The organism is Pseudomonas sp. LFM046 (assembly GCF_000949385.2).
Classification (GTDB): Bacteria; Pseudomonadota; Gammaproteobacteria; order Pseudomonadales; family Pseudomonadaceae; genus Metapseudomonas.
In genome coordinates this window covers 12,102-28,408 of the sequence record NZ_JYKO02000002.1, presented here as the reverse complement: position 1 = coordinate 28,408, position 16,307 = coordinate 12,102, and the positions used below count along the sequence as shown (strand labels likewise).

Below are 16,307 nucleotides of genomic sequence, written 5' to 3'. Positions count from 1 at the left end.
TGCGAAAGCCCGGCACTGGGCCGGGCTCGTAGGGTTGGAATATTTACTGCTGGATCACGACGGTAAGGTAAACCGGCAGGAGAAAAGTCGCGCAGCTAAGCCCATCACCGGGAGGGAACGAATCGGGCGTACCAAACTGAATTCCCAACACGCCGACCGGCAGCCACTCGAGAAATTTCGTGTGCCCAGGCATGAGGCAGCGCATCACATCCAGCTGGAGGTCTTCGAGCGCCGACTCATAGCTGATCCCGGCCTCCACTGCGCCGACGACGCGAAATCCGGACTGCAGCTTGATCGCTCCTGGGGCAGCAGCCGGAGGCTGCCCACGGCTCGGCTGCACCACCAGCAGCGGATACGACACTGCCTTGGCCTTGATCACCTCACTCAACCAGCCCGAATGCACATTTGCACCGACATTGGTGAGGTAACCACCCGCCACATTGATCGTGGCAAGCCGGGACAGCAGAGCCTCCCGGCCCTCAGTCAGAGGGTTCTGAGTCATAGTTGCACCTGGCAGACTGCTGTGACCATGTGGCCGTCGTCGGCAATGATGTCTTCGACGATGAAGCGGATACCTTCAACCACAAACAGGCCACCCTGCTCGGCACACTCCAGATCAGCATGCCGCCAGGTCAAACCAGCCGCCTGCGTCATGAAGATCCCGTCGGGGCCCGAGTGCTCCAAATTGCGATCAATGATCAAGGGGATTCCCTTGATCAGTAGCTGGCCATTTGCGTCTTGGTAATCGCCGCAACCATCGCGGAAGGTGTCGAGGAGGATGGAGTCCACCTCCTCGATCTGGTCGGCGAAGGAGACCATAGTCAGTCACCGGTCACGCCGTCGCCACCCGCATCTTCACTGCCACCATCAGCGCCATCACCACCCTCGTCACCAGTACCGCCCGCGTTATCGTCACTTGCTGGAGGCGTGAGCAGATCCGGGGCGGAAGGGGTCTGGGGCTTGCGGCCTTCCGCGGCGCGGATGGCCGCCTGCGCCACCGGATCCTTCACGGGAGCGATCACACCGGCCTCCAGCAGTTCGTCGCGGAGCTTGGTGGTCGGAGGGGTGTAGACCGAGCCAGGGAGGAAGGTCTCGCGACCTTCCTGGATGCAGCCGTCGATGACGATGAATTCGCCTTTCTTGGCCATGTCACACCACCTTCGCGTAGACGAATGCGTCGGGCTCGAGGAAGCCGGCCAGGGCAGCGGCCTGCAGTTTTAGCCAGCGCGCGCTCGGCTCCTTGGTGACCCAGGACTTCGGGAAGCGGCGCGCCTCCACCAGACCGCTCTCGATAGCTTCCAGGTCCTGGATCGCAGCATAGAGCATGGCGTTCTGGGTGTTGGTGGAACCGAGGATCAGGCCACCCGCCGGGATCATCGGTTGCTCGGCGCCGGCATCGTCCAGGTACCACTCGTCGTAGCTGTACAGGTCGACGCCCGGGTCGTTGAGGTAGCCGAGGTAGGTGACACCGTCCGGCAGTTCTTCCGGCTTGATGATGCCCAGGTCAACGCGGCGGGTGTTGAGCTGCTTCATCACCAGATCGTTTTTCTGGAAGGCGTCCACCGCCTCACCGCTCAGCACCGCTACGTTGGCCGTGCGGCCAGAATCCTTGGCGATCCGGCCGCGCTTCCACTGGCGCAGGTTGCCGATGGGGTCGGAGCCTGCGGCATCCCACTTGTCGGTGGTCAGGGTGATCTTGTGGCTGGCGTCCATCAGGAAGTCGATGGTGTCATCCACCCCCTCGCCAAGCACCCGCACGAGACCGGTGGTCAGCGCCTGGGCGCACATCCACTCTTCGCGACGGGTGATCTCATCGTCGAGGTCGGCCAGATCCTTGCCCAGGATCGCACCTGCGCGCTGCTGCGGAGTTTTGGTGGCGAAGGGGTTCTCTCCAGCCGAGCGCTTCAGCACCAACTCGGCGGTGGTCTCGCGCTTGGGCTGGATATACGGCGGTTTGTAGGTGTCCGCGCGAAAACCTTCACGCAGGGACACGCTGCCCGGCAGGCGCGGGTGGACGAAGGGGGCCATCTTGCGCTTGCCCTTCACGATGTCGATGTCGACGGTGGTGGTGGCAAAGGTGCGCGGGTTGGCGCCGTTGAAGAAGGTGTTGAGCAGGAAGCGGCGCGCCGGCTTCATCTGCTCAACGGCGTCGAGCATGGTGCGGGTATCGAACAGATCCATAGAGAGTCGCTCCTATCAGCGCACGAAGATGGACAGGGGGCGCAGCGCCTTGCGGACAGCTGCCAGGGTGTGGCCGGCGCCGAGGGTCAGGACCGAGCCCAGTACCTCACCGGTCAGCAGCAGCGGGGCCGGAGCCGCACCACCCGTGGTGTCGATGTCCTCGTCGAGCACCACGGACGGGGTTTGCGAGCCGTCGCTGGCGGCGCTAGCCGAGAGTTTGAATTCGCCGGAAGCGGTGACTTCGCCCAGGACGGCACCCCGGGAAAGCTGCTGACCGGCGGCGATCACGCCGGAGCGCTTCACGGCGGGGAAGTCACCGGCCATCAGTTGGTCCGGCGTGTAGGTGTTGCGTTCGGGGTTCGGCATCACGGTTCTCCTCAGCGGGCGTTGGCGCCGGCCACGATGTAGTTGACGGCGGCTTTGTGTTCTTGCTCGGCCTTGTCACCGGCCGGCGGGGTGGTGGTGGTGGCGCTGGTGCTGTCCAGCTTGATTCCGGCCAGGGTGATGCCGCGCTCGCCGGCCGCCCTGAACAGCTGCAGGGCGGTCGCTTCGACGGTGGCGCCGCTGTCGATGGCGGCCTCGATTTCCTTCTCGAAGCCCTTGGAGGCCAGGGCGTTGATGCCCTTCAGGCGCTCGCGCTCGCTCTTCGCGCCCTCGGTGCGGGCCTCAGTGCGGATCTCGTCCAGATTCGGCTGAGCCGCGATCTCGATGACGTTGGGATCGGTGCCGGCAGCGATGGCGGCACGCAACTCCGCCGTGGTGGTGACGGTGGTCATGCTGGGTTTCCTCAGGGTGGTTGCGGCCGGTTTGGCCAGTTCGGTGATCAGGGAATCGAGCGAGCCGAGCCGGTGCGCCAGGCCGTGCTCAACGGCAGCAGCGCCGACCCGCAGGCCGCCCTTGTCGCCCATCTCGGGGAGCTTGGTGACTTGCACGCCGAGGTTGCGGGCCACCTTGGCCTCGAACACATCGGACAGGGCGTCCACCGTTTCGGCCACCTTGGCGCGGCCTTCTTCGGTGCTGAGGTCGGGGCGTTTGTTCGGGGCGTTGCGGCTGACGATCTGGTAGCGCCTGCGCCCGCCAGCATCCTCGCCCTCCACTACCGCATCGATGACCGTGCCGATGCTGCCGGCGACCGCCGTGGCATCGAGCACGATTTCGCTGGCGGCCGAGGCGATCCAGTAGGCCGCACTGGCCACCGTGCCGCCGCCGTAGGCCACGATGCGCTTGCGCGCCCGGCCTTCGTAGATCATCTCGGCCAGCTCGTTGATGCCGGAGGCGATGCCGCCCGGACTGTCGACGTTGAGGATGATGGCCTTGATGTTCGGGTCATCCAGGGCGGCGCGGATATCGGTGGCCAGCACCTGGGTGCTGGTGGCGCCGCTGATCTCGGTGAACAGGTTGGCGTAACGGAAGATCGGCCCGACCACCGGGACGATGGCCACACCATCGCGGACGGTCACGGTACGGGCTGTCTCCAGTCGCTGCCCCTGCTTGGTCACCAGTGCGGCCGGATCTCCCATGCGATCAGCGATGGCCAGCAGGTTATCCAGGGCGTGGGGCAGCATCAGCCAGGGCTGCGAGGCAGCCAGCTCGAATGCGCGGGGCATGGTTATTCCTCGTCGGGTTGTTTCGGCTCAGGGGGCGCCGACTCGGCGCCCTTGGGCGGGGTGTACAGACCGGCCTGGCGCCGTTGTTCGACCTCGCGGGCGCGCTGGCGGAACACGACCTGCCAGGGCTCGCCTGTCATTGCCGCCGTCTCCAGGTGCTCGTTGCTGACGCCGATCTCGATGCGCTTGCCCGCCGCGTTGGCTTCCTTCAGTTCGTCGATGGCGCCACGGGCAGGACCGATCCAGAGCGCCTGAAGGTACGCCCGACGCTTGGCCGGATCACCGTACCCCGGCAGCTCGATCATTCCCCGGGCCACCGCCTCGTCGATCACCAGCTCGCGGCCGGGCTGGCAGAAGTCGCAGGTCAGCCACCAGCGGCGCAGACTGTAGAAGCGCCAGGCCTGCAGCATGGCGGCACGAGCGGCGCTGTAGCTGGTGTTGTAGAGCAGCAACAGTTCGTCGCGCGGCAACTCCAGCGCCGCACCGATCTGGGTGACGATGGAGAGGAAGAACGGGTCGAACTGCGCGTTGGGTCGCGCCGGGTTGGCGATGATCGGCTCTTCACCTTGCCCCAGGTCAACGATGGCGCCCTCGCCCAGTTCGATCTCACCGGAGCCCACGTCATCAGTGCTGGCCCCGGCGCCCTCGTTGACCAGGGCCGACAAAGGCAGGTTGCCGGCCTGGAAATCTCCGGTTTTCTTGATGAACACCGTGAACATCGCCGACACCACCGCCGCCATCAGCTCGGCGCTGCTGTAGCGCTCCAGCTTCTGCAGCGGCTCCAGGATCGGCGCCAAGTAGGGTGCGCCGCGCTTCTGCCCGGGCCGAGATTTGTCGGCCATCACATGCAGGACGCGGCGCCGGCCAGTAGCCGCGCCGAACACCGGGAGCCGGTCCCAGGCCATCGAGCTACCCGCCGTCAGGTCGCCGGGGTAGCCACGGCAGACATGGAAGGCGACCGGAGCACCGAGCCGGTCGAACTCCACCCCATCCACCAGCCCTTCGCGATCCGGGGCGAAATTCGGGTTGGCCACGCGGTCGCCCTCGATCAGCTGCAGACGGGTGCTGAACACGCACCCTGGACGTTCCTCGTCCGGGGTGGCCACCAGCAGATCGCCACTGACCATGGAAGAGACCAACGCCAGAGCCTGGAGCTGGTAGTGGTTGAGCTGACCCTCGGCATCACACTCCATCGGGTTGTCGGCGTAGAGGTTCCACACCCAATCCAGCAAGGCGTTGAGCCGTTCGGCTTCGGCCTCGCTGATCCCGAGCGCCACCTGGTCGACCTGCGCCCGACAGACCAGGCCGGTGCCCACGACGTTGGTGCGCAGCCGGGAGATTACGCCACGGGCCAGCAGGTGGTTGCGCATGGCATCGTGCGAGCGCGCGATCAGCATGCGGCGCTCGTTGCTGGGCAGGTCACGACGGGGACTGCCGAGACCGGGAATCCAGCTGGCCATGCTGCGCAGCACCCGGGAGGCACCCCGCCAGCGGGTCTCGACACCACCACCGCCGCCCTGCGCGACGACCTGGCCCGGCGCTGCGGTGGCCTTCGCCAGACGCAGCGCTTCCCGCATGAGCAGCTCAGCGGGGTTCTTCTTGAACAGGCCCATGGTCAGATCCTGGCGTAGTTGATGCGGTTGCGGCCCTTGCCGGCCTGTGCCGCCTTCTCGCGGTCGACTTCTTCCTGAGCCTGGGTCAGCAGCATGCGCAGACTCGCCAGTTCGGCGCGGTCCAGCTGGCGGTCACCCTTGCGGAACCGCTGGCCCTTGGTCAGCACGTCGTCGATGGAGGCCTGGATGCGCGCCACGCGCTGCTCTGCTTCTGTCATGGTGTACCTCTATCGGCCTGCGCGGCTGCGGGTGCCACGGCGACCGACCGCGCGGGCCGGCACCGGAGCGGTGGGTTGATCGCCCGCGAACAGCGTGGGCTGGAGCAGTTGCCGCTCCAGCTGGTCCCATTCGTTGTCACGTAGCAGGTGAGTTTTCAGGCTGCGGGCGGCGTGCAAGGCATACACCTCGCAGTCGAGCGCCTCGTTGCGCCGGCCAGCTTTCTTCTGCCAGACCATCTTGCTGGGGGTACGCGGATGCGGTGCCAGCACCTCATTGGTGATCTGCTCGTAGTAGTCCGCGCGGATCTCGCTGTACCAGTGCATCCGCCCAGGTCCCGAGCCCTTCAAGCGCAGGCGCCCATCGATCAGGGTCTTGGCCTTGTGCGTGCCCACGATGTAAACCCGCAGGCCGTACTTCGACGCCTTGGTGTTGTCCTGCGTGGTGTCAGCCGTGGCGGGCGGCTTGGTGAAGATTTCCTTGTCGCGGTTGTCCACCGAGGCGCCCTTGATCGCCATGATGTTGAACTGCTTGCGATCACGGACGTAGGTGTACACCGCGTGGTTGGTGTTGCCGTCCGAGCTGTCGATGCTCATGCCGGAGATGGCCAGGGTGTAGCCGGCCTCGCTGGGGATCGGCTGTGCCAGCAGCTTATCCAGTGCAGTCCACACCGCATCGCCGGGGTCGATGGGGTTGCCGGGCAACTCGCCCCAGTACAACCGCCAGGACTCCTCACCCCGCCCCCAACCAACAATTGTCACAGCCAAGCGGTCGCCCTGAACGTCGACACCCGCCGTCACCAGCAGCACGCCCCGGGGCGCGGTCAGCTCGGCGTAGGCCTCGGCGCGGTTCTCCAGCTCGTCGGTCTTAGGCGCGTCGCTCTTGTACGCATAGCTCACGCCCATGGAGCTGTTCACGTAGGCGATCATCGGGCCGATGTTGCCGCGCGCGGCGGCGTACTCGGCCTGGAGCTTCTTCTCCAGCAGCACGGCGAAGCGCGAGCCGTGGAACGTGGCATACAGCTCGTTGAGGATGTAGCCGGCGATCCCGCGAAACTCAGCGGTGGCCAGCCAGCGTCCATGCTGCAGGTTCGCGTTCTTCTGGTTGTCATCCCAGCTGCAGCCGCAATGCGGACAAGCGTAGTAGGCCGACTCTGGGCGCTTGTGGCCATACACCTCGTGGGTGTAGTCCGGGTCATCCGGGCACATCAGGTGGTCGAAGCTGAGTGCGTGCTCTTCGCCGCATTCGTGGCAAGGCACCAGGCCAATGCGCTTGTCCGACAGCTCCAGCTCGGCGTCGATGGCCGACAGACCCTCGATAGTCGGCGTGCCGCCGATGATGATCTTGGAGCGACGGAAGGTCTTCAGACGCTCCTTCGCCAGCTTGATGCTGTCACCCTGCCCCCGCAGGTTCAGGTTGCAATCGTCTGGCTCCTCCACCGCCACCCGAGGCACCGGGGTCGATTTCACGCTGGACGGGCTGTTGGAGCCCACCAGCTTGAGGAAGCCACCAGGAAACTTCTTGAAGTCCTGGCGCTGCTGCAGCTTGCGGCTGCGCAGGTCGACCTTCTTCTTCAGCCGAGGCGTGGCCTCGATCATCGGCTCCAGTTTCTCCGCCACGTACTGCTTGGCGGCCTCGGCCTTCGGGAACAGGACCAGGATCGGGGACGGGTCGATGTCGATCCACTTGCCGAGGGCGTTGCCCAGGACGCCGGAGGTCCAGGCTACCTGGGCGGACTTGCGGCAGACGATCTCGCTGACTTTCGGATCTTCCAGGGCCTCCAACGGACCACCGGGCCACACCAGGTGCGGCGTGACGTGGAAACGGTACTTGCCGGGGCGACCCGCTTCCTCCGAAGACAGGTACCGGTACTTTGCCGCCCACTCGATAATCGACATCCGGGGTGGCGGTGCCCATTTTTTGGCGGAGCGACGAACGCCCTTATTCGCCGTCTTCCTCAGCTGTCTCCGGATCGTCCGGCTCGTCAAAGTCCCCGTCAGACGGGTCATCGTCATCAGGGTCATAGTTGGAAAGCTCCGTGAGGATTCCCGCGATGGGTTCGCGGATCAGTTCGACATCCACGTCGATGCCGTAGCGGGCCGACAGGTCGGCGGCCAGGTTCTCGGGGAAGGTGTTCAGCAGCTCCAGCTTGGCGGCGGTGATCATGGCCTCGAAGCGCTCGATCATTTCCTCCGCCACCACAACCTCGTCGAGGTCCTTGGCCAAGGCCACCTCTTCACGGTCCGCCCGGATTCGGTCGAGCCGGTCGCGGGCGCTCTCCTTCTTGCCGTTGAGCGCCGCGATCTGGATCAGCCAGCCGATCACCTGTTCGGTGTCGTACTGGTTCTCGTTGCCGCGACCCATGCCGTACTCGGCGACGGGCATGCCGTCGTTTTGCCAGCGACTCAAGGTGCGCTCGTCGCGGCCGACGATTTCGCTCAGCTCTGCCTTGGTGACTTGCTTACCCATGTCCAACCTCAGGAAAGACGGACATCCCTGTCCGAATTTCAGCTAGAGAGAAAACGTGGCTCGAATTACCCGTATAGGGGCGCCCCTCCGGGGAGGACCCGCCCGATAGGTCCAGCCTATCGGCGACCGTACCGCAGCTCCTTCGCGAGGGCTTCCGCGAATCGCTGCGGCAGCCGCTGAGCCACGAACTCATCGGACACCTCGAAGAAGTGCAGCGCCTTCTGGTATGAAGGTTTGCTGACAAAGGCCAGAATCATCTGCACCTTGTCCCGCCCCCGGCCGGTCCGCTCGGCAATGCCGATGAACTCGAAACCCCGACGCATTACGAAGTATTTGCGGCCGTAGCCTTTGCGCTGACTGCGCACACTGTAAGTGGCGTTCGCGTTGTAGCCCTGCTCGGTAAAGCCACGAACCCCCGACACCGCCTTCGTCACCTGCCCACGGCTGATGTTGCCGAAACGGTCGAGCTTGGCGCCTGCACCCGGCACGATGAACTTGCCTTCCGGCAGGATGCCCCGCTCGCGCAGCTGCCGCTCGATGCGCGTGTTGCGCCGATCGCCGCCGAAGATCTCCGGGGACAACCATCGCGTCGCGGGTTCAGCCTTGACCGACTCATCCTTCATCCACACACGCGCTTCGAGCCGTTGCCGGGTCGCGGGGAATACCTTGAGGCTGTTCAATGTGTAACGGGTCGGACGGTCGAAGACCGATTCCATTTCCTGCTGCAGACGCTCCCTCAGGTCGTAGGCCGTCTGGTTCAACGCCAACACGGTGGCCACCGGGATGTGCCGCTCTTCCAGGTCAATCAGCATGGCTAGCTGATTGGAGAGACCCACCGACGAAACCTTGAACATCGCGCCACCTACTGCTGCTCGCTATCGCCCGGGGCAACCTGCCGGAGCTGTGAACCCAACAGGCGGATAGCTGCTCGTCGTACCGCTTCGACACCGAAGAAACCCACCGTGCCGCCGACACCGATGGCGATCTGCGCCACAGGAGCCTGGAAGGTTGGCCACCAGAAGCTCAGCGCCAGGGCGGTGATGGATGTTCCAGCAACCGTCAGCAGGCCACACAGCAGCCCTTCCAGGGCAATGCGTTGCCAGGCCTTCTCTTTGCGGTCGTAGATCAGCCGCAACACAGCGATAAGCAGAGCCATAAGAAACCCCTGCAGCGCCGGCGATGGTTCGAGCAGCCAGGCAAGGACAATCCCCCACAGGCTCGGGTCCTTCTCGGTCATCGTTCGGCTCTCAATAAAAAGCCCGCAGCCCGCGGGCGAAGCGCTTCGGGCGTTCGCTGGCCCTAGGCGGAAAAGAAAAGCCCCGCCGAGGGCGGGGCTTGGGGATGAGGCGGGAGCCGGTGGAGCGGCTTGCCTCGTGGTGCACAGCACGTGCTCTGTGGGCGCTAGGCGCATTTATGAAATCATGGGGACTTTCTACAGCCGGAACGCAATGGCGACAACGGGTGAAAAACGCCGACGCCGCTCGGCACCTCATCGGCGCCACTCGACACCACTTGGACACTTTTGCGCCGACGAGCGGTCATGCTGCGCGAGCCTCGGCACGCGCCTTCAGCCCATCGCGGATGCGCTCATGCAGCTGGTGCACGCGCAGGTCATAGGTGCGCCGTCCATCGATCTTCACCCTCCGCATCTGCTGCTCCACCAGCGGCATGGGGTCGGTGAGGTAACGCACCTTGGCCAGCAGAACCAGTTGCGTGTCCAGGCAGAACGGCGGCCTCCCGCTTCGCCCGGCGGCGGCCCACGCCTGTGCCAGGCGCTGATCCTGGCGCTCTCCCTGGCGACCCAGCTCAGCCAGGACCGCGTCCACCTCGCTGGCAGCCAGGTCTACCCCGCCACCGCCCAGCAACGTCTTTGACCCATAGCCGGTACGGGGCGGCGTACCCTGCCACTGCATCACTGCGCCGAGCGTGCTGCCCAGCCCGCCGCCAACACCCGCCCGACGGCATTTCTCTCCCCAGTGCTGAAGCACCTCTTCAATCTTCTTGATCATCCTGCTCGCCCCCCCTGAAATTCGACCTGACACACTTTTCGCCAAACCTGACTCACACCTGACACACTCAAAATCCTTACAAATCAATTGATTAACTAATGGTGTGTTAGGTGTGTCAGGTGTGTTGGGTTGTTTCTCGCGTAAAGGAAAAATTTCTTCTCGTCAGGGGTATTCATCATCCGATAGAAAAATGCGCACGCACGCACGCGCCCGCGTTAAACCTGACACACCCGACACACCCGCCCCGCAGGTCAAAGACGGCGCGGGTTTACGCTGTGTCAGGTCCCGGAAATCGACCTGAAACACACCTGACACACCTGACACACTTACGGGCGTCATGCGGCCTCCTTCTTCATGTGGTCCCAGTTGTCGACGTGCCAGCCAGCCAGGCGCGCCGAAGCGCGCCACGCCTCGACCGACTGGCCAAGCGCCTTGCTCTCCAGGGATGGGGGCGGGGAAGGATCGACCGTGTTGCAGGGGAAGAAGAACGTCCCGAAGGCCCGCCGCTTGCCGTCGTACCAGGGCACGCCCTTCTCCTTGGGCACCTGGGTGCCGATGAAGCCGCTGAACTTCGTGTGGCTCAGCGTGTGCTCCTTGTTCCGTGAACACCACTCGAGGAACAGGCAGTACAGGTCGCTGCTCACGCAGGGCTTGAACAGGTCGCCCAGGTAGCCGGCGCGCCATTCGGCCAGGAACGTCTGCCAGCTGGCCAGCGAGAGGTCGACCAGGCGCTGCCGCGCTGCCGTCTTCGGCGGCCGGGTATGGGCGTGGAAGTCGCCCACGTCGTGTTGCAACAGGTAGCCGTACAGCGCCTGTATTCCGCCGTCCTTGATTTCGGCAATCACGCGCTCGAGCAATTCGCCCTGCAGGGTGAGCTCGGGCCAGATCACGAGCAGCCGCCGATCGTCAGGGGCGATGGGCCAAGGGATGATTTCGTTGGAGAGGAACACGGCGTTCATGTAGTTGGTCTCTTCCCAACCACTGATGAACTTCGACTCGATGCGCATGGTCTTGCCGGTGACCATGTGCTTGATCTTGCCGACCTGGTTGTAGCGCTGGTCGCGACTGACCACTTCCTCGAACACGCCAAACAGCTTGTTCGACTGCCAGGCCGACCACTGCGACTCCAGCTGGGTCTGCCCCACGGTCGCCCCATAGGCGCCGTAGATCTCCCGCATGATGTCCGACAGCAACAGGCTCTTGCCGGAGCCTTCCATGGTCGAGTGCATCAGCACCGCCGTCGCCATCTTGGAGCCGACCTTCTGTAGCGGCAGGGCCAGCCAGCAGAGCAACCAGCGCACAGCAGCCTCATCGTCGTTACAGAGGAAGTTCACCATTTGCAGGATCGCCGTGCACTTGCTGAAATCAGTACCGGGCACCATCGGCAGGCCGTCAAAGGTATTGATGTAGATGCTCGGGTCCTTCTCCATGCGCGGGTCGAACACCAGGTGCTCCTGATCCACCACCCGCCGCTCGTCACTGTTCAGCCACAGCGAGAAGGCATCGCCCAGGGCCACGCGCAGGGCCGCTACCGGGATGCGCCGACGCTTGGCATCGTCCCAGATGTCCTGGGTGCCATCGATGTAAACGTAACGCTCGGTCGGCGCCACGGCCTTCGCCCCGGCCTTTTCTCGACCCCGCTTGCCCTTGGCATCCATCACAGCCTGCTCGGCCATGCGCCTTGCCAAATCCGGCGAGATGCACTTCTTATCTTCGAAGTCATACCAGCGCTTGGCCAGGGGCCGCGTGACCAGCAATTCGAAGGCGGACTTCTTCATCACCACGCGCCCATGCAGGTCGAACACCTTGGTGTCGCCCTCCACCAGGGCATAGCGCCCAATCAGCCGCTCCAGCGGGTCAACCGCACTCCCCCCGCCCCCCTCTGTTGGAGCGGCCGCCTCGGCGGCATCACCAGATGGGGTCGGGGGAAGATCGTCGCCTACGCTGTCCAACGCCGACCGCACGACGGGCTGCAAGGCCAACGCCGCCAGCAGCTGCTCGCGCACCACATCGCGCCCCGCAGCCTGGTGCAGGTCATTCCAATCCTTGCCGTCGGCGCCGGTCGGAAACACCGCCACGCCGCTCACCTCCAGCGCAGCCGCTTCGGCCTTGCTGCGCCCCGGGTTGCCGGGCTTCGCTGGGTCATCATCGCCACACAAAACCAGGCGCGCGACGGGGAACTGCTCGCGCAGCGCCCTGGCCACCGCCGGCAGGTTTCCGGAGTCGACCGCCATTACCACCGGCCAGCCGGACGCCTCAACGCAGCTGGCGGCCGTGGCATAGCCCTCGGCCAGACCGATCACCTCAGCGCCATCCAGCTCCGTCAGCACATGGAAGCAACCGCTCTTGCGGCCGTACTTGGGAAACAGCTTGGTGCCGTTGCCACCGATATGCTGGAGGGCATGCAGGGCGCCACTGGCATCGCGCAATGGAATTACTAGGTCGCCGCGACGCATCACCAGCATCGATAGGTGTGCCGGGCGGGGCTTTGGTAGGTTTCTGAGGTAGGTCTGGGCGTCGGTGCCGGCCCATATCTGGCAACGCTCGGACTGGTCGTCGATCTCCAGCACCACGGTACGACGCAGGAAGCCGACGCCATGGGCGCCTACGCCCTTGCGAGCCAGGTAGGCGCTAGCTCCATCGGCTTGTACATGCTGCTGCCAGATGATCGAACAGGCGTCGGCCACTGCAGCGCGCATCGTTGCCGCCTTAGCCTCGTCGGCCTCGACTTCAGCCTGGCGCGCCTTGCGCCGGGATTCATGCTGCTCGGCCAGACGCTGGCGGTCCTCGCGGGTCATCTCCGTGCGCTCGGGCTTCCAGCCGTTGCCCTGAGCCAGCTTGATCACCGTGCCCAGGCCCACGCCACCCTTCTTGAAGCTGCGCCACACCGTTTTCGCATCCCGCAGGTTATAGCCGGTACCGGTCTGGCTCCAGGTGTCCCATGCGTCGAAACCGTTCTGGCCAAACTCAGCCTTGATGCCCATGCCGACCTGTAACCACGTCTCGCGATCGGTGGCCGGGATATAGCTCAGCAGCAGGTGTAGGTCAGAAAGCGCCAGTGGAATGTGGTCATGCACGACGCACCTCCCGCAGCCCCTGGCACTCGACGCAGGTCTGCACCCCGGGCAGCGCCAGACGACGTGGCTCGGGGATGGCGTCATCGCAGTCTTCGCAGAACTCGGCGCTCACTGCCGACACGTTGCCTTCCCGGCGCTGACGCTCCAGCGCTTCATTCAGGCGCAGCTCAGCCACTTCATTGGCCATATCCACGAGATCAACCATTCGCCTTGCCCTCCGTCGCCTGACGGGCCCCGGCCATGATGCCCAGCACCGCCTCGATAACCCGGTTGCCGTGGAATTCCAAGTCAGCCACTTCGTGAGGCTCCCATCGCGAATCGTCGGCCCCCTCATGCAGGCTGAGCACGAAGGCGCTCTCGCGAGACAGCAACTCGGCCAGGGCGACTAGCGCCTCCTTCGTGGCGGCCACCGCTGTCGGCCGGTAGCACACCACGCTGAACACCTGCTCAAACCACAGGCGTGACGCATCACCCTGGGTCAACTCCACCACGCGGGCAAAGTCGTCCACGTGAAGGCGGTGCTCGGGATAGGAAACAGAGAGGCGCTTCTGGAAGCCGTCGTACGGCTCATCAAGGATGGCGCAGACCGCCTTTAACCCGCCACGGAAGTCGCGGCAGTCACGGTCAATGGCTTGTTCAAGGGTGCGCGTGGGACCAGTGTCCCTGGTCGGATCGATTCGCATGGCGTTAAAACTCCTGCCACGCCATAGCCAACGCCGGGACACTGTCCTAGTATTGGGCTCAAGACGTGGTGCACGTGCTGTGGTATTGCGTCGAGCCGGCGGTGTAAACCGTGGAGGGTGAGCCCGCCGGCGCCTTCTTAACCTGCCTTCTTCCGGCGACTGCCTATGGGCCGGATCTCAAACGCCTCGTAACGTCCCTTCGTTGTTTCACGTACACGGATGTCACGGTTGGAATGGACCATCTGCGATACCGCACTCTGCGTCACTCCCAGCGCTGCAGCCATCTCCGGCTGTGTCCTGCCCTTGGCGAACTCCTTTAAGGGCACGCCAATGTCATCAGTCATCTCTTTGTCCTCGCGAAATGCTCGCAACACGATAGTAGTGACACTTATACGGACTGGCAAGCACATTTAACAGTATTGCTCGTTGATGAATAATAAGCCTTGCTTATACGCTGAGCGCATGAACAGAGAAAAACCCGCCTACGTCGCAGAAGAAGCCGCGCGCCTATCTGCGATATACACAGCACGCAAGGCAGACGATAAGTCTCTGAGCCAGTTACGCGTGGCTCACGAGTGCGGCTGGTCCACCCAGAGCGCCGTGAGCCAATACCTCCGCGGAACCATACCGCTGAACCTGGAAGCTCTGATAAAACTCAGTAAGGCACTCCAGTTTTCGCCTGCCGAGGTAAGCCCGCGCCTAGCGGAAAACCTGGCCATTGCACAACAGCAGATGACCAGTGAAGGGGAGGACAACCCCACGGGCACCAAGGATGACCGCAGCGCCCCACATCAGGATGATTACGCCTTGATCCCGCAGTACACGGCTAAAGGTTCTTCCGGTAGCGGCTACCTCAATGAGCACGTTGAGGTAAACGGTACCCTTGCTTTCAAACGCGCCTGGCTGGCCCGCATGAGCCTGAAGCCAGAAACCCTCAAGGTGATTTACAACCATGGGCAGAGCAACTGGCCAACACTAGATGACGGCGAGGTGCTGTTGATCGATGAAAGCCAGACTGAGCCGCGAAACGGCAAGATGTTCGCGATCCTTGACCAGGACAGCGAAACCATCGTCAAACGCCTGATTCGCGAACTCACTGGCACCTGGCTCATTCGCTCGGACAACCCGGATAAGGCCCGCTACCCAGACCTCCCAATCACCGAAGAAGGCCTCCGCTCCATCCAGATCATTGGGCGAGTCGTCTGGCGCGGCGGAGCGATCTGATCACCCGAGCAGTCAGACTGATCACCAACAGTGTTACCGATGATATGTATAAGTTTCACTGTTGACTTATTCAAGCAGTGACTCTAATGTTTGCCTCATACCCCTCCACGGTATGAGGCGACATCATGCACAGCACAGCACCCCACCGCCGTACCCGGCTCTGCCTGATCTATCTGCACCCTGCAGTTGCGACCAGCCCTGAAAACGTCCGTCGCGTCGAGGACGCCACCAATAAGGTGGTATCCATCATCGACGGCAAAGCCCTCTTGCAGCAGCGCCACGTGCTGCCCGCCTTCGAAGACTTCAGCGGCTTCGACGGAGGTGCGGCATGAACGGCTACACCCTGACCGCAGGCTCCCTGCAAGTCCTCAGCTCCCTGGTAGTGTCCGGCGGCGCCGGACTCTTGCAGCTTGAGCGCCCGGCCAATGAGCTGAAGTCAAGTATCGTCATCGAGCCCGCCGGCGAGCGCCTGGAGGTCGCCATCAGCCTGGGCGGCACCTCCAACAGCATTGCCCTGCAGGCTGGCGATAGCGCGAACGCCCAGCATCTGGCGGAGTACATCGAGTCCATCGCCAACGGCACAGCGGAAACCGCCTCGGACGCGCCACGCGGTTTCGGCCCAGCGCTGTGCCCCTGCCACGTCTGTGCCGGGGAGGCCATCTCCTACACCTATATGGCCCCCGACAGCACCACGGTCTGGCTGTTCGGCGTGCAGTGCCGCCACAACCACTGCCAACGCCTGCAGGATTTTCCCAACGAAGCCGCCGCCTGCGCTGCCTGGAACCGCCAACAAACCGAAGCCAGTCAGCCGTCTGACCTTGGCGAGAAAGCCCTCGACCTCGTCAACCATCCGCCGCACTACACGGGACATCCTTCGGGCATTGAATGCATCCAGGTCGCGGAGCACCTGCCGTTCTGCCTGGGCAATGCCTTCAAGTACCTGTTCCGCCGGAACGCCAAGAACGCCGCCAGCGAAAACATCGAGAAGGCGATCTGGTATGTGAATCGCCACGCAGAGCGCTGGATCGACTGGCCCGGCAAGCTCCCCGATGACGTTCGCTGGGACCTTGGCCTGATCGCCACCCACGAACCGCATCCCGTCGGCGCCGCAATGCTGATCATCGCCGGGGAACCGCAGTGCGGGGGTTACGAGGCATGCGTCGAGCTGCTGCAGCGTGAGCTGGAACGCGTCCGCCGCGTAGAAGCCAGCGCCGCCCGAGGCTGACGC

At 64.0% G+C, this 16,307-nt stretch carries 20 protein-coding genes; 3 read left to right on the top strand and 17 right to left on the bottom strand.

From position 1 onward, the window contains the following. Positions 1-43 precede the first annotated feature (43 nt). The 17 genes from TQ98_RS27395 to TQ98_RS27315 all read right to left on the bottom strand — a co-directional run bounded on the left by TQ98_RS27395 (position 44) and on the right by TQ98_RS27315 (position 14,199). Positions 44-502 (bottom strand): hypothetical protein, encoded by a 459-nt coding sequence (locus TQ98_RS27395; protein ID WP_044871981.1) that lies wholly within the window; start codon positions 500-502, stop codon positions 44-46. Next, positions 499-819 (bottom strand): hypothetical protein, encoded by a 321-nt coding sequence (locus tag TQ98_RS27390; protein WP_052659179.1) that lies wholly within the window; start codon positions 817-819, stop codon positions 499-501. Before TQ98_RS27390 ends, TQ98_RS27395 begins: the two co-directional genes overlap by 4 nt. Positions 820-821: 2 nt before the next feature. Beyond that, on the bottom strand, positions 822-1,148 hold the full coding sequence (locus tag TQ98_RS27385; RefSeq protein WP_044871982.1) for a hypothetical protein: 327 nt from the start codon (positions 1,146-1,148) through the stop codon (positions 822-824). 1 nt (position 1,149) lies between these two features. Then, on the bottom strand, positions 1,150-2,181 hold the full coding sequence (locus tag TQ98_RS27380) for a major capsid protein (RefSeq protein ID WP_044871983.1): 1,032 nt from the start codon (positions 2,179-2,181) through the stop codon (positions 1,150-1,152). A gap of 15 nt (positions 2,182-2,196) precedes the next feature. Next, complete coding sequence (locus TQ98_RS27375) at positions 2,197-2,547, bottom strand: head decoration protein (RefSeq protein WP_044871984.1); 351 nt, start codon at positions 2,545-2,547, stop codon at positions 2,197-2,199. Between the two features lie 11 nt (positions 2,548-2,558). Continuing rightward, complete coding sequence (locus tag TQ98_RS27370) at positions 2,559-3,788, bottom strand: S49 family peptidase (RefSeq protein WP_044871985.1); 1,230 nt, start codon at positions 3,786-3,788, stop codon at positions 2,559-2,561. 2 nt (positions 3,789-3,790) lie between these two features. Then, the gene (locus TQ98_RS27365) at positions 3,791-5,401 is read right to left on the bottom strand and encodes a phage portal protein (protein WP_044871986.1); all 1,611 of its coding nucleotides are present in this window, start codon (positions 5,399-5,401) and stop codon (positions 3,791-3,793) included. A gap of 2 nt (positions 5,402-5,403) precedes the next feature. Continuing rightward, complete coding sequence (locus tag TQ98_RS27360) at positions 5,404-5,619, bottom strand: hypothetical protein (RefSeq protein WP_044871987.1); 216 nt, start codon at positions 5,617-5,619, stop codon at positions 5,404-5,406. 9 nt (positions 5,620-5,628) lie between these two features. Next, positions 5,629-7,515, bottom strand: a complete 1,887-nt coding sequence (locus tag TQ98_RS27355; protein ID WP_044871988.1) for a terminase gpA endonuclease subunit — start codon at positions 7,513-7,515, stop codon at positions 5,629-5,631. A gap of 43 nt (positions 7,516-7,558) precedes the next feature. Further along, positions 7,559-8,086 carry a terminase small subunit gene (locus tag TQ98_RS27350; RefSeq protein WP_044871989.1) on the bottom strand — a complete coding sequence of 176 codons (528 nt, stop codon included), beginning with the start codon at positions 8,084-8,086 and terminating at the stop codon, positions 7,559-7,561. 116 nt (positions 8,087-8,202) lie between these two features. Continuing rightward, a complete protein-coding gene (locus TQ98_RS27345; protein WP_044871990.1) occupies positions 8,203-8,940 on the bottom strand; it encodes a hypothetical protein in 738 nt (245 codons plus the stop codon). A gap of 8 nt (positions 8,941-8,948) precedes the next feature. Beyond that, positions 8,949-9,323 (bottom strand): phage holin, lambda family, encoded by a 375-nt coding sequence (locus TQ98_RS27340; protein WP_044871991.1) that lies wholly within the window; start codon positions 9,321-9,323, stop codon positions 8,949-8,951. A gap of 301 nt (positions 9,324-9,624) precedes the next feature. After that, on the bottom strand, positions 9,625-10,095 hold the full coding sequence (locus TQ98_RS27335; RefSeq protein ID WP_052659180.1) for a hypothetical protein: 471 nt from the start codon (positions 10,093-10,095) through the stop codon (positions 9,625-9,627). A 335-nt stretch (positions 10,096-10,430) separates the two neighbouring features. Then, entirely contained in the window at positions 10,431-13,172 is a 2,742-nt protein-coding gene (locus TQ98_RS27330; protein WP_052659181.1) for a PriCT-2 domain-containing protein, read from the bottom strand. Next, on the bottom strand, positions 13,165-13,377 hold the full coding sequence (locus tag TQ98_RS27325; protein WP_044871992.1) for a TraR/DksA C4-type zinc finger protein: 213 nt from the start codon (positions 13,375-13,377) through the stop codon (positions 13,165-13,167). The genes TQ98_RS27330 and TQ98_RS27325 overlap by 8 nt, the downstream gene beginning before the upstream one ends. After that, complete coding sequence (locus tag TQ98_RS27320; protein ID WP_044871993.1) at positions 13,370-13,855, bottom strand: hypothetical protein; 486 nt, start codon at positions 13,853-13,855, stop codon at positions 13,370-13,372. Before TQ98_RS27320 ends, TQ98_RS27325 begins: the two co-directional genes overlap by 8 nt. Before the next feature lie 137 nt (positions 13,856-13,992). Next, positions 13,993-14,199 (bottom strand): Cro/CI family transcriptional regulator, encoded by a 207-nt coding sequence (locus TQ98_RS27315; protein WP_044872550.1) that lies wholly within the window; start codon positions 14,197-14,199, stop codon positions 13,993-13,995. Between the two features lie 118 nt (positions 14,200-14,317). Here TQ98_RS27315 and TQ98_RS27310 point away from each other — a divergent pair, with 118 nt between their 5' ends. The 3 genes from TQ98_RS27310 (at position 14,318) to TQ98_RS28230 (ending at position 16,304) form a co-directional block, all read left to right on the top strand. Then, positions 14,318-15,079: a S24 family peptidase gene (locus TQ98_RS27310; protein WP_052659182.1), complete on the top strand. Its 762-nt coding sequence runs from the start codon at positions 14,318-14,320 to the stop codon at positions 15,077-15,079. 125 nt (positions 15,080-15,204) lie between these two features. Beyond that, positions 15,205-15,411, top strand: a complete 207-nt coding sequence (locus TQ98_RS27305; protein WP_044871994.1) for a hypothetical protein — start codon at positions 15,205-15,207, stop codon at positions 15,409-15,411. After that, the gene (locus tag TQ98_RS28230) at positions 15,408-16,304 is read left to right on the top strand and encodes a DUF3310 domain-containing protein (RefSeq protein WP_044871995.1); all 897 of its coding nucleotides are present in this window, start codon (positions 15,408-15,410) and stop codon (positions 16,302-16,304) included. Before TQ98_RS27305 ends, TQ98_RS28230 begins: the two co-directional genes overlap by 4 nt. The last annotated feature ends 3 nt before the right edge of the window (positions 16,305-16,307 follow it).

Excerpts from the sequence above, each read along its gene's own strand:
- TQ98_RS27395 (WP_044871981.1), bottom strand. The coding sequence starts at position 502 with ATGACTCAGAACCCTCTGACTGAGGGCCGGGAGGCTCTGCTGTCCCGG.
- TQ98_RS27390 (WP_052659179.1), bottom strand. The coding sequence starts at position 819 with ATGGTCTCCTTCGCCGACCAGATCGAGGAGGTGGACTCCATCCTCCTC.
- TQ98_RS27385 (WP_044871982.1), bottom strand. The coding sequence starts at position 1,148 with ATGGCCAAGAAAGGCGAATTCATCGTCATCGACGGCTGCATCCAGGAA.
- TQ98_RS27380 (WP_044871983.1), bottom strand. The coding sequence starts at position 2,181 with ATGGATCTGTTCGATACCCGCACCATGCTCGACGCCGTTGAGCAGATG.
- TQ98_RS27375 (WP_044871984.1), bottom strand. The coding sequence starts at position 2,547 with ATGCCGAACCCCGAACGCAACACCTACACGCCGGACCAACTGATGGCC.
- TQ98_RS27370 (WP_044871985.1), bottom strand. The coding sequence starts at position 3,788 with ATGCCCCGCGCATTCGAGCTGGCTGCCTCGCAGCCCTGGCTGATGCTG.
- TQ98_RS27365 (WP_044871986.1), bottom strand. The coding sequence starts at position 5,401 with ATGGGCCTGTTCAAGAAGAACCCCGCTGAGCTGCTCATGCGGGAAGCG.
- TQ98_RS27360 (WP_044871987.1), bottom strand. The coding sequence starts at position 5,619 with ATGACAGAAGCAGAGCAGCGCGTGGCGCGCATCCAGGCCTCCATCGAC.
- TQ98_RS27355 (WP_044871988.1), bottom strand. The coding sequence starts at position 7,515 with ATGTCGATTATCGAGTGGGCGGCAAAGTACCGGTACCTGTCTTCGGAG.
- TQ98_RS27350 (WP_044871989.1), bottom strand. The coding sequence starts at position 8,086 with ATGGGTAAGCAAGTCACCAAGGCAGAGCTGAGCGAAATCGTCGGCCGC.
- TQ98_RS27345 (WP_044871990.1), bottom strand. The coding sequence starts at position 8,940 with ATGTTCAAGGTTTCGTCGGTGGGTCTCTCCAATCAGCTAGCCATGCTG.
- TQ98_RS27340 (WP_044871991.1), bottom strand. The coding sequence starts at position 9,323 with ATGACCGAGAAGGACCCGAGCCTGTGGGGGATTGTCCTTGCCTGGCTG.
- TQ98_RS27335 (WP_052659180.1), bottom strand. The coding sequence starts at position 10,095 with ATGATCAAGAAGATTGAAGAGGTGCTTCAGCACTGGGGAGAGAAATGC.
- TQ98_RS27325 (WP_044871992.1), bottom strand. The coding sequence starts at position 13,377 with ATGGTTGATCTCGTGGATATGGCCAATGAAGTGGCTGAGCTGCGCCTG.
- TQ98_RS27320 (WP_044871993.1), bottom strand. The coding sequence starts at position 13,855 with ATGCGAATCGATCCGACCAGGGACACTGGTCCCACGCGCACCCTTGAA.
- TQ98_RS27315 (WP_044872550.1), bottom strand. The coding sequence starts at position 14,199 with ATGACTGATGACATTGGCGTGCCCTTAAAGGAGTTCGCCAAGGGCAGG.
- TQ98_RS27310 (WP_052659182.1), top strand. The coding sequence starts at position 14,318 with ATGAACAGAGAAAAACCCGCCTACGTCGCAGAAGAAGCCGCGCGCCTA.
- TQ98_RS27305 (WP_044871994.1), top strand. The coding sequence starts at position 15,205 with ATGCACAGCACAGCACCCCACCGCCGTACCCGGCTCTGCCTGATCTAT.
- TQ98_RS28230 (WP_044871995.1), top strand. The coding sequence starts at position 15,408 with ATGAACGGCTACACCCTGACCGCAGGCTCCCTGCAAGTCCTCAGCTCC.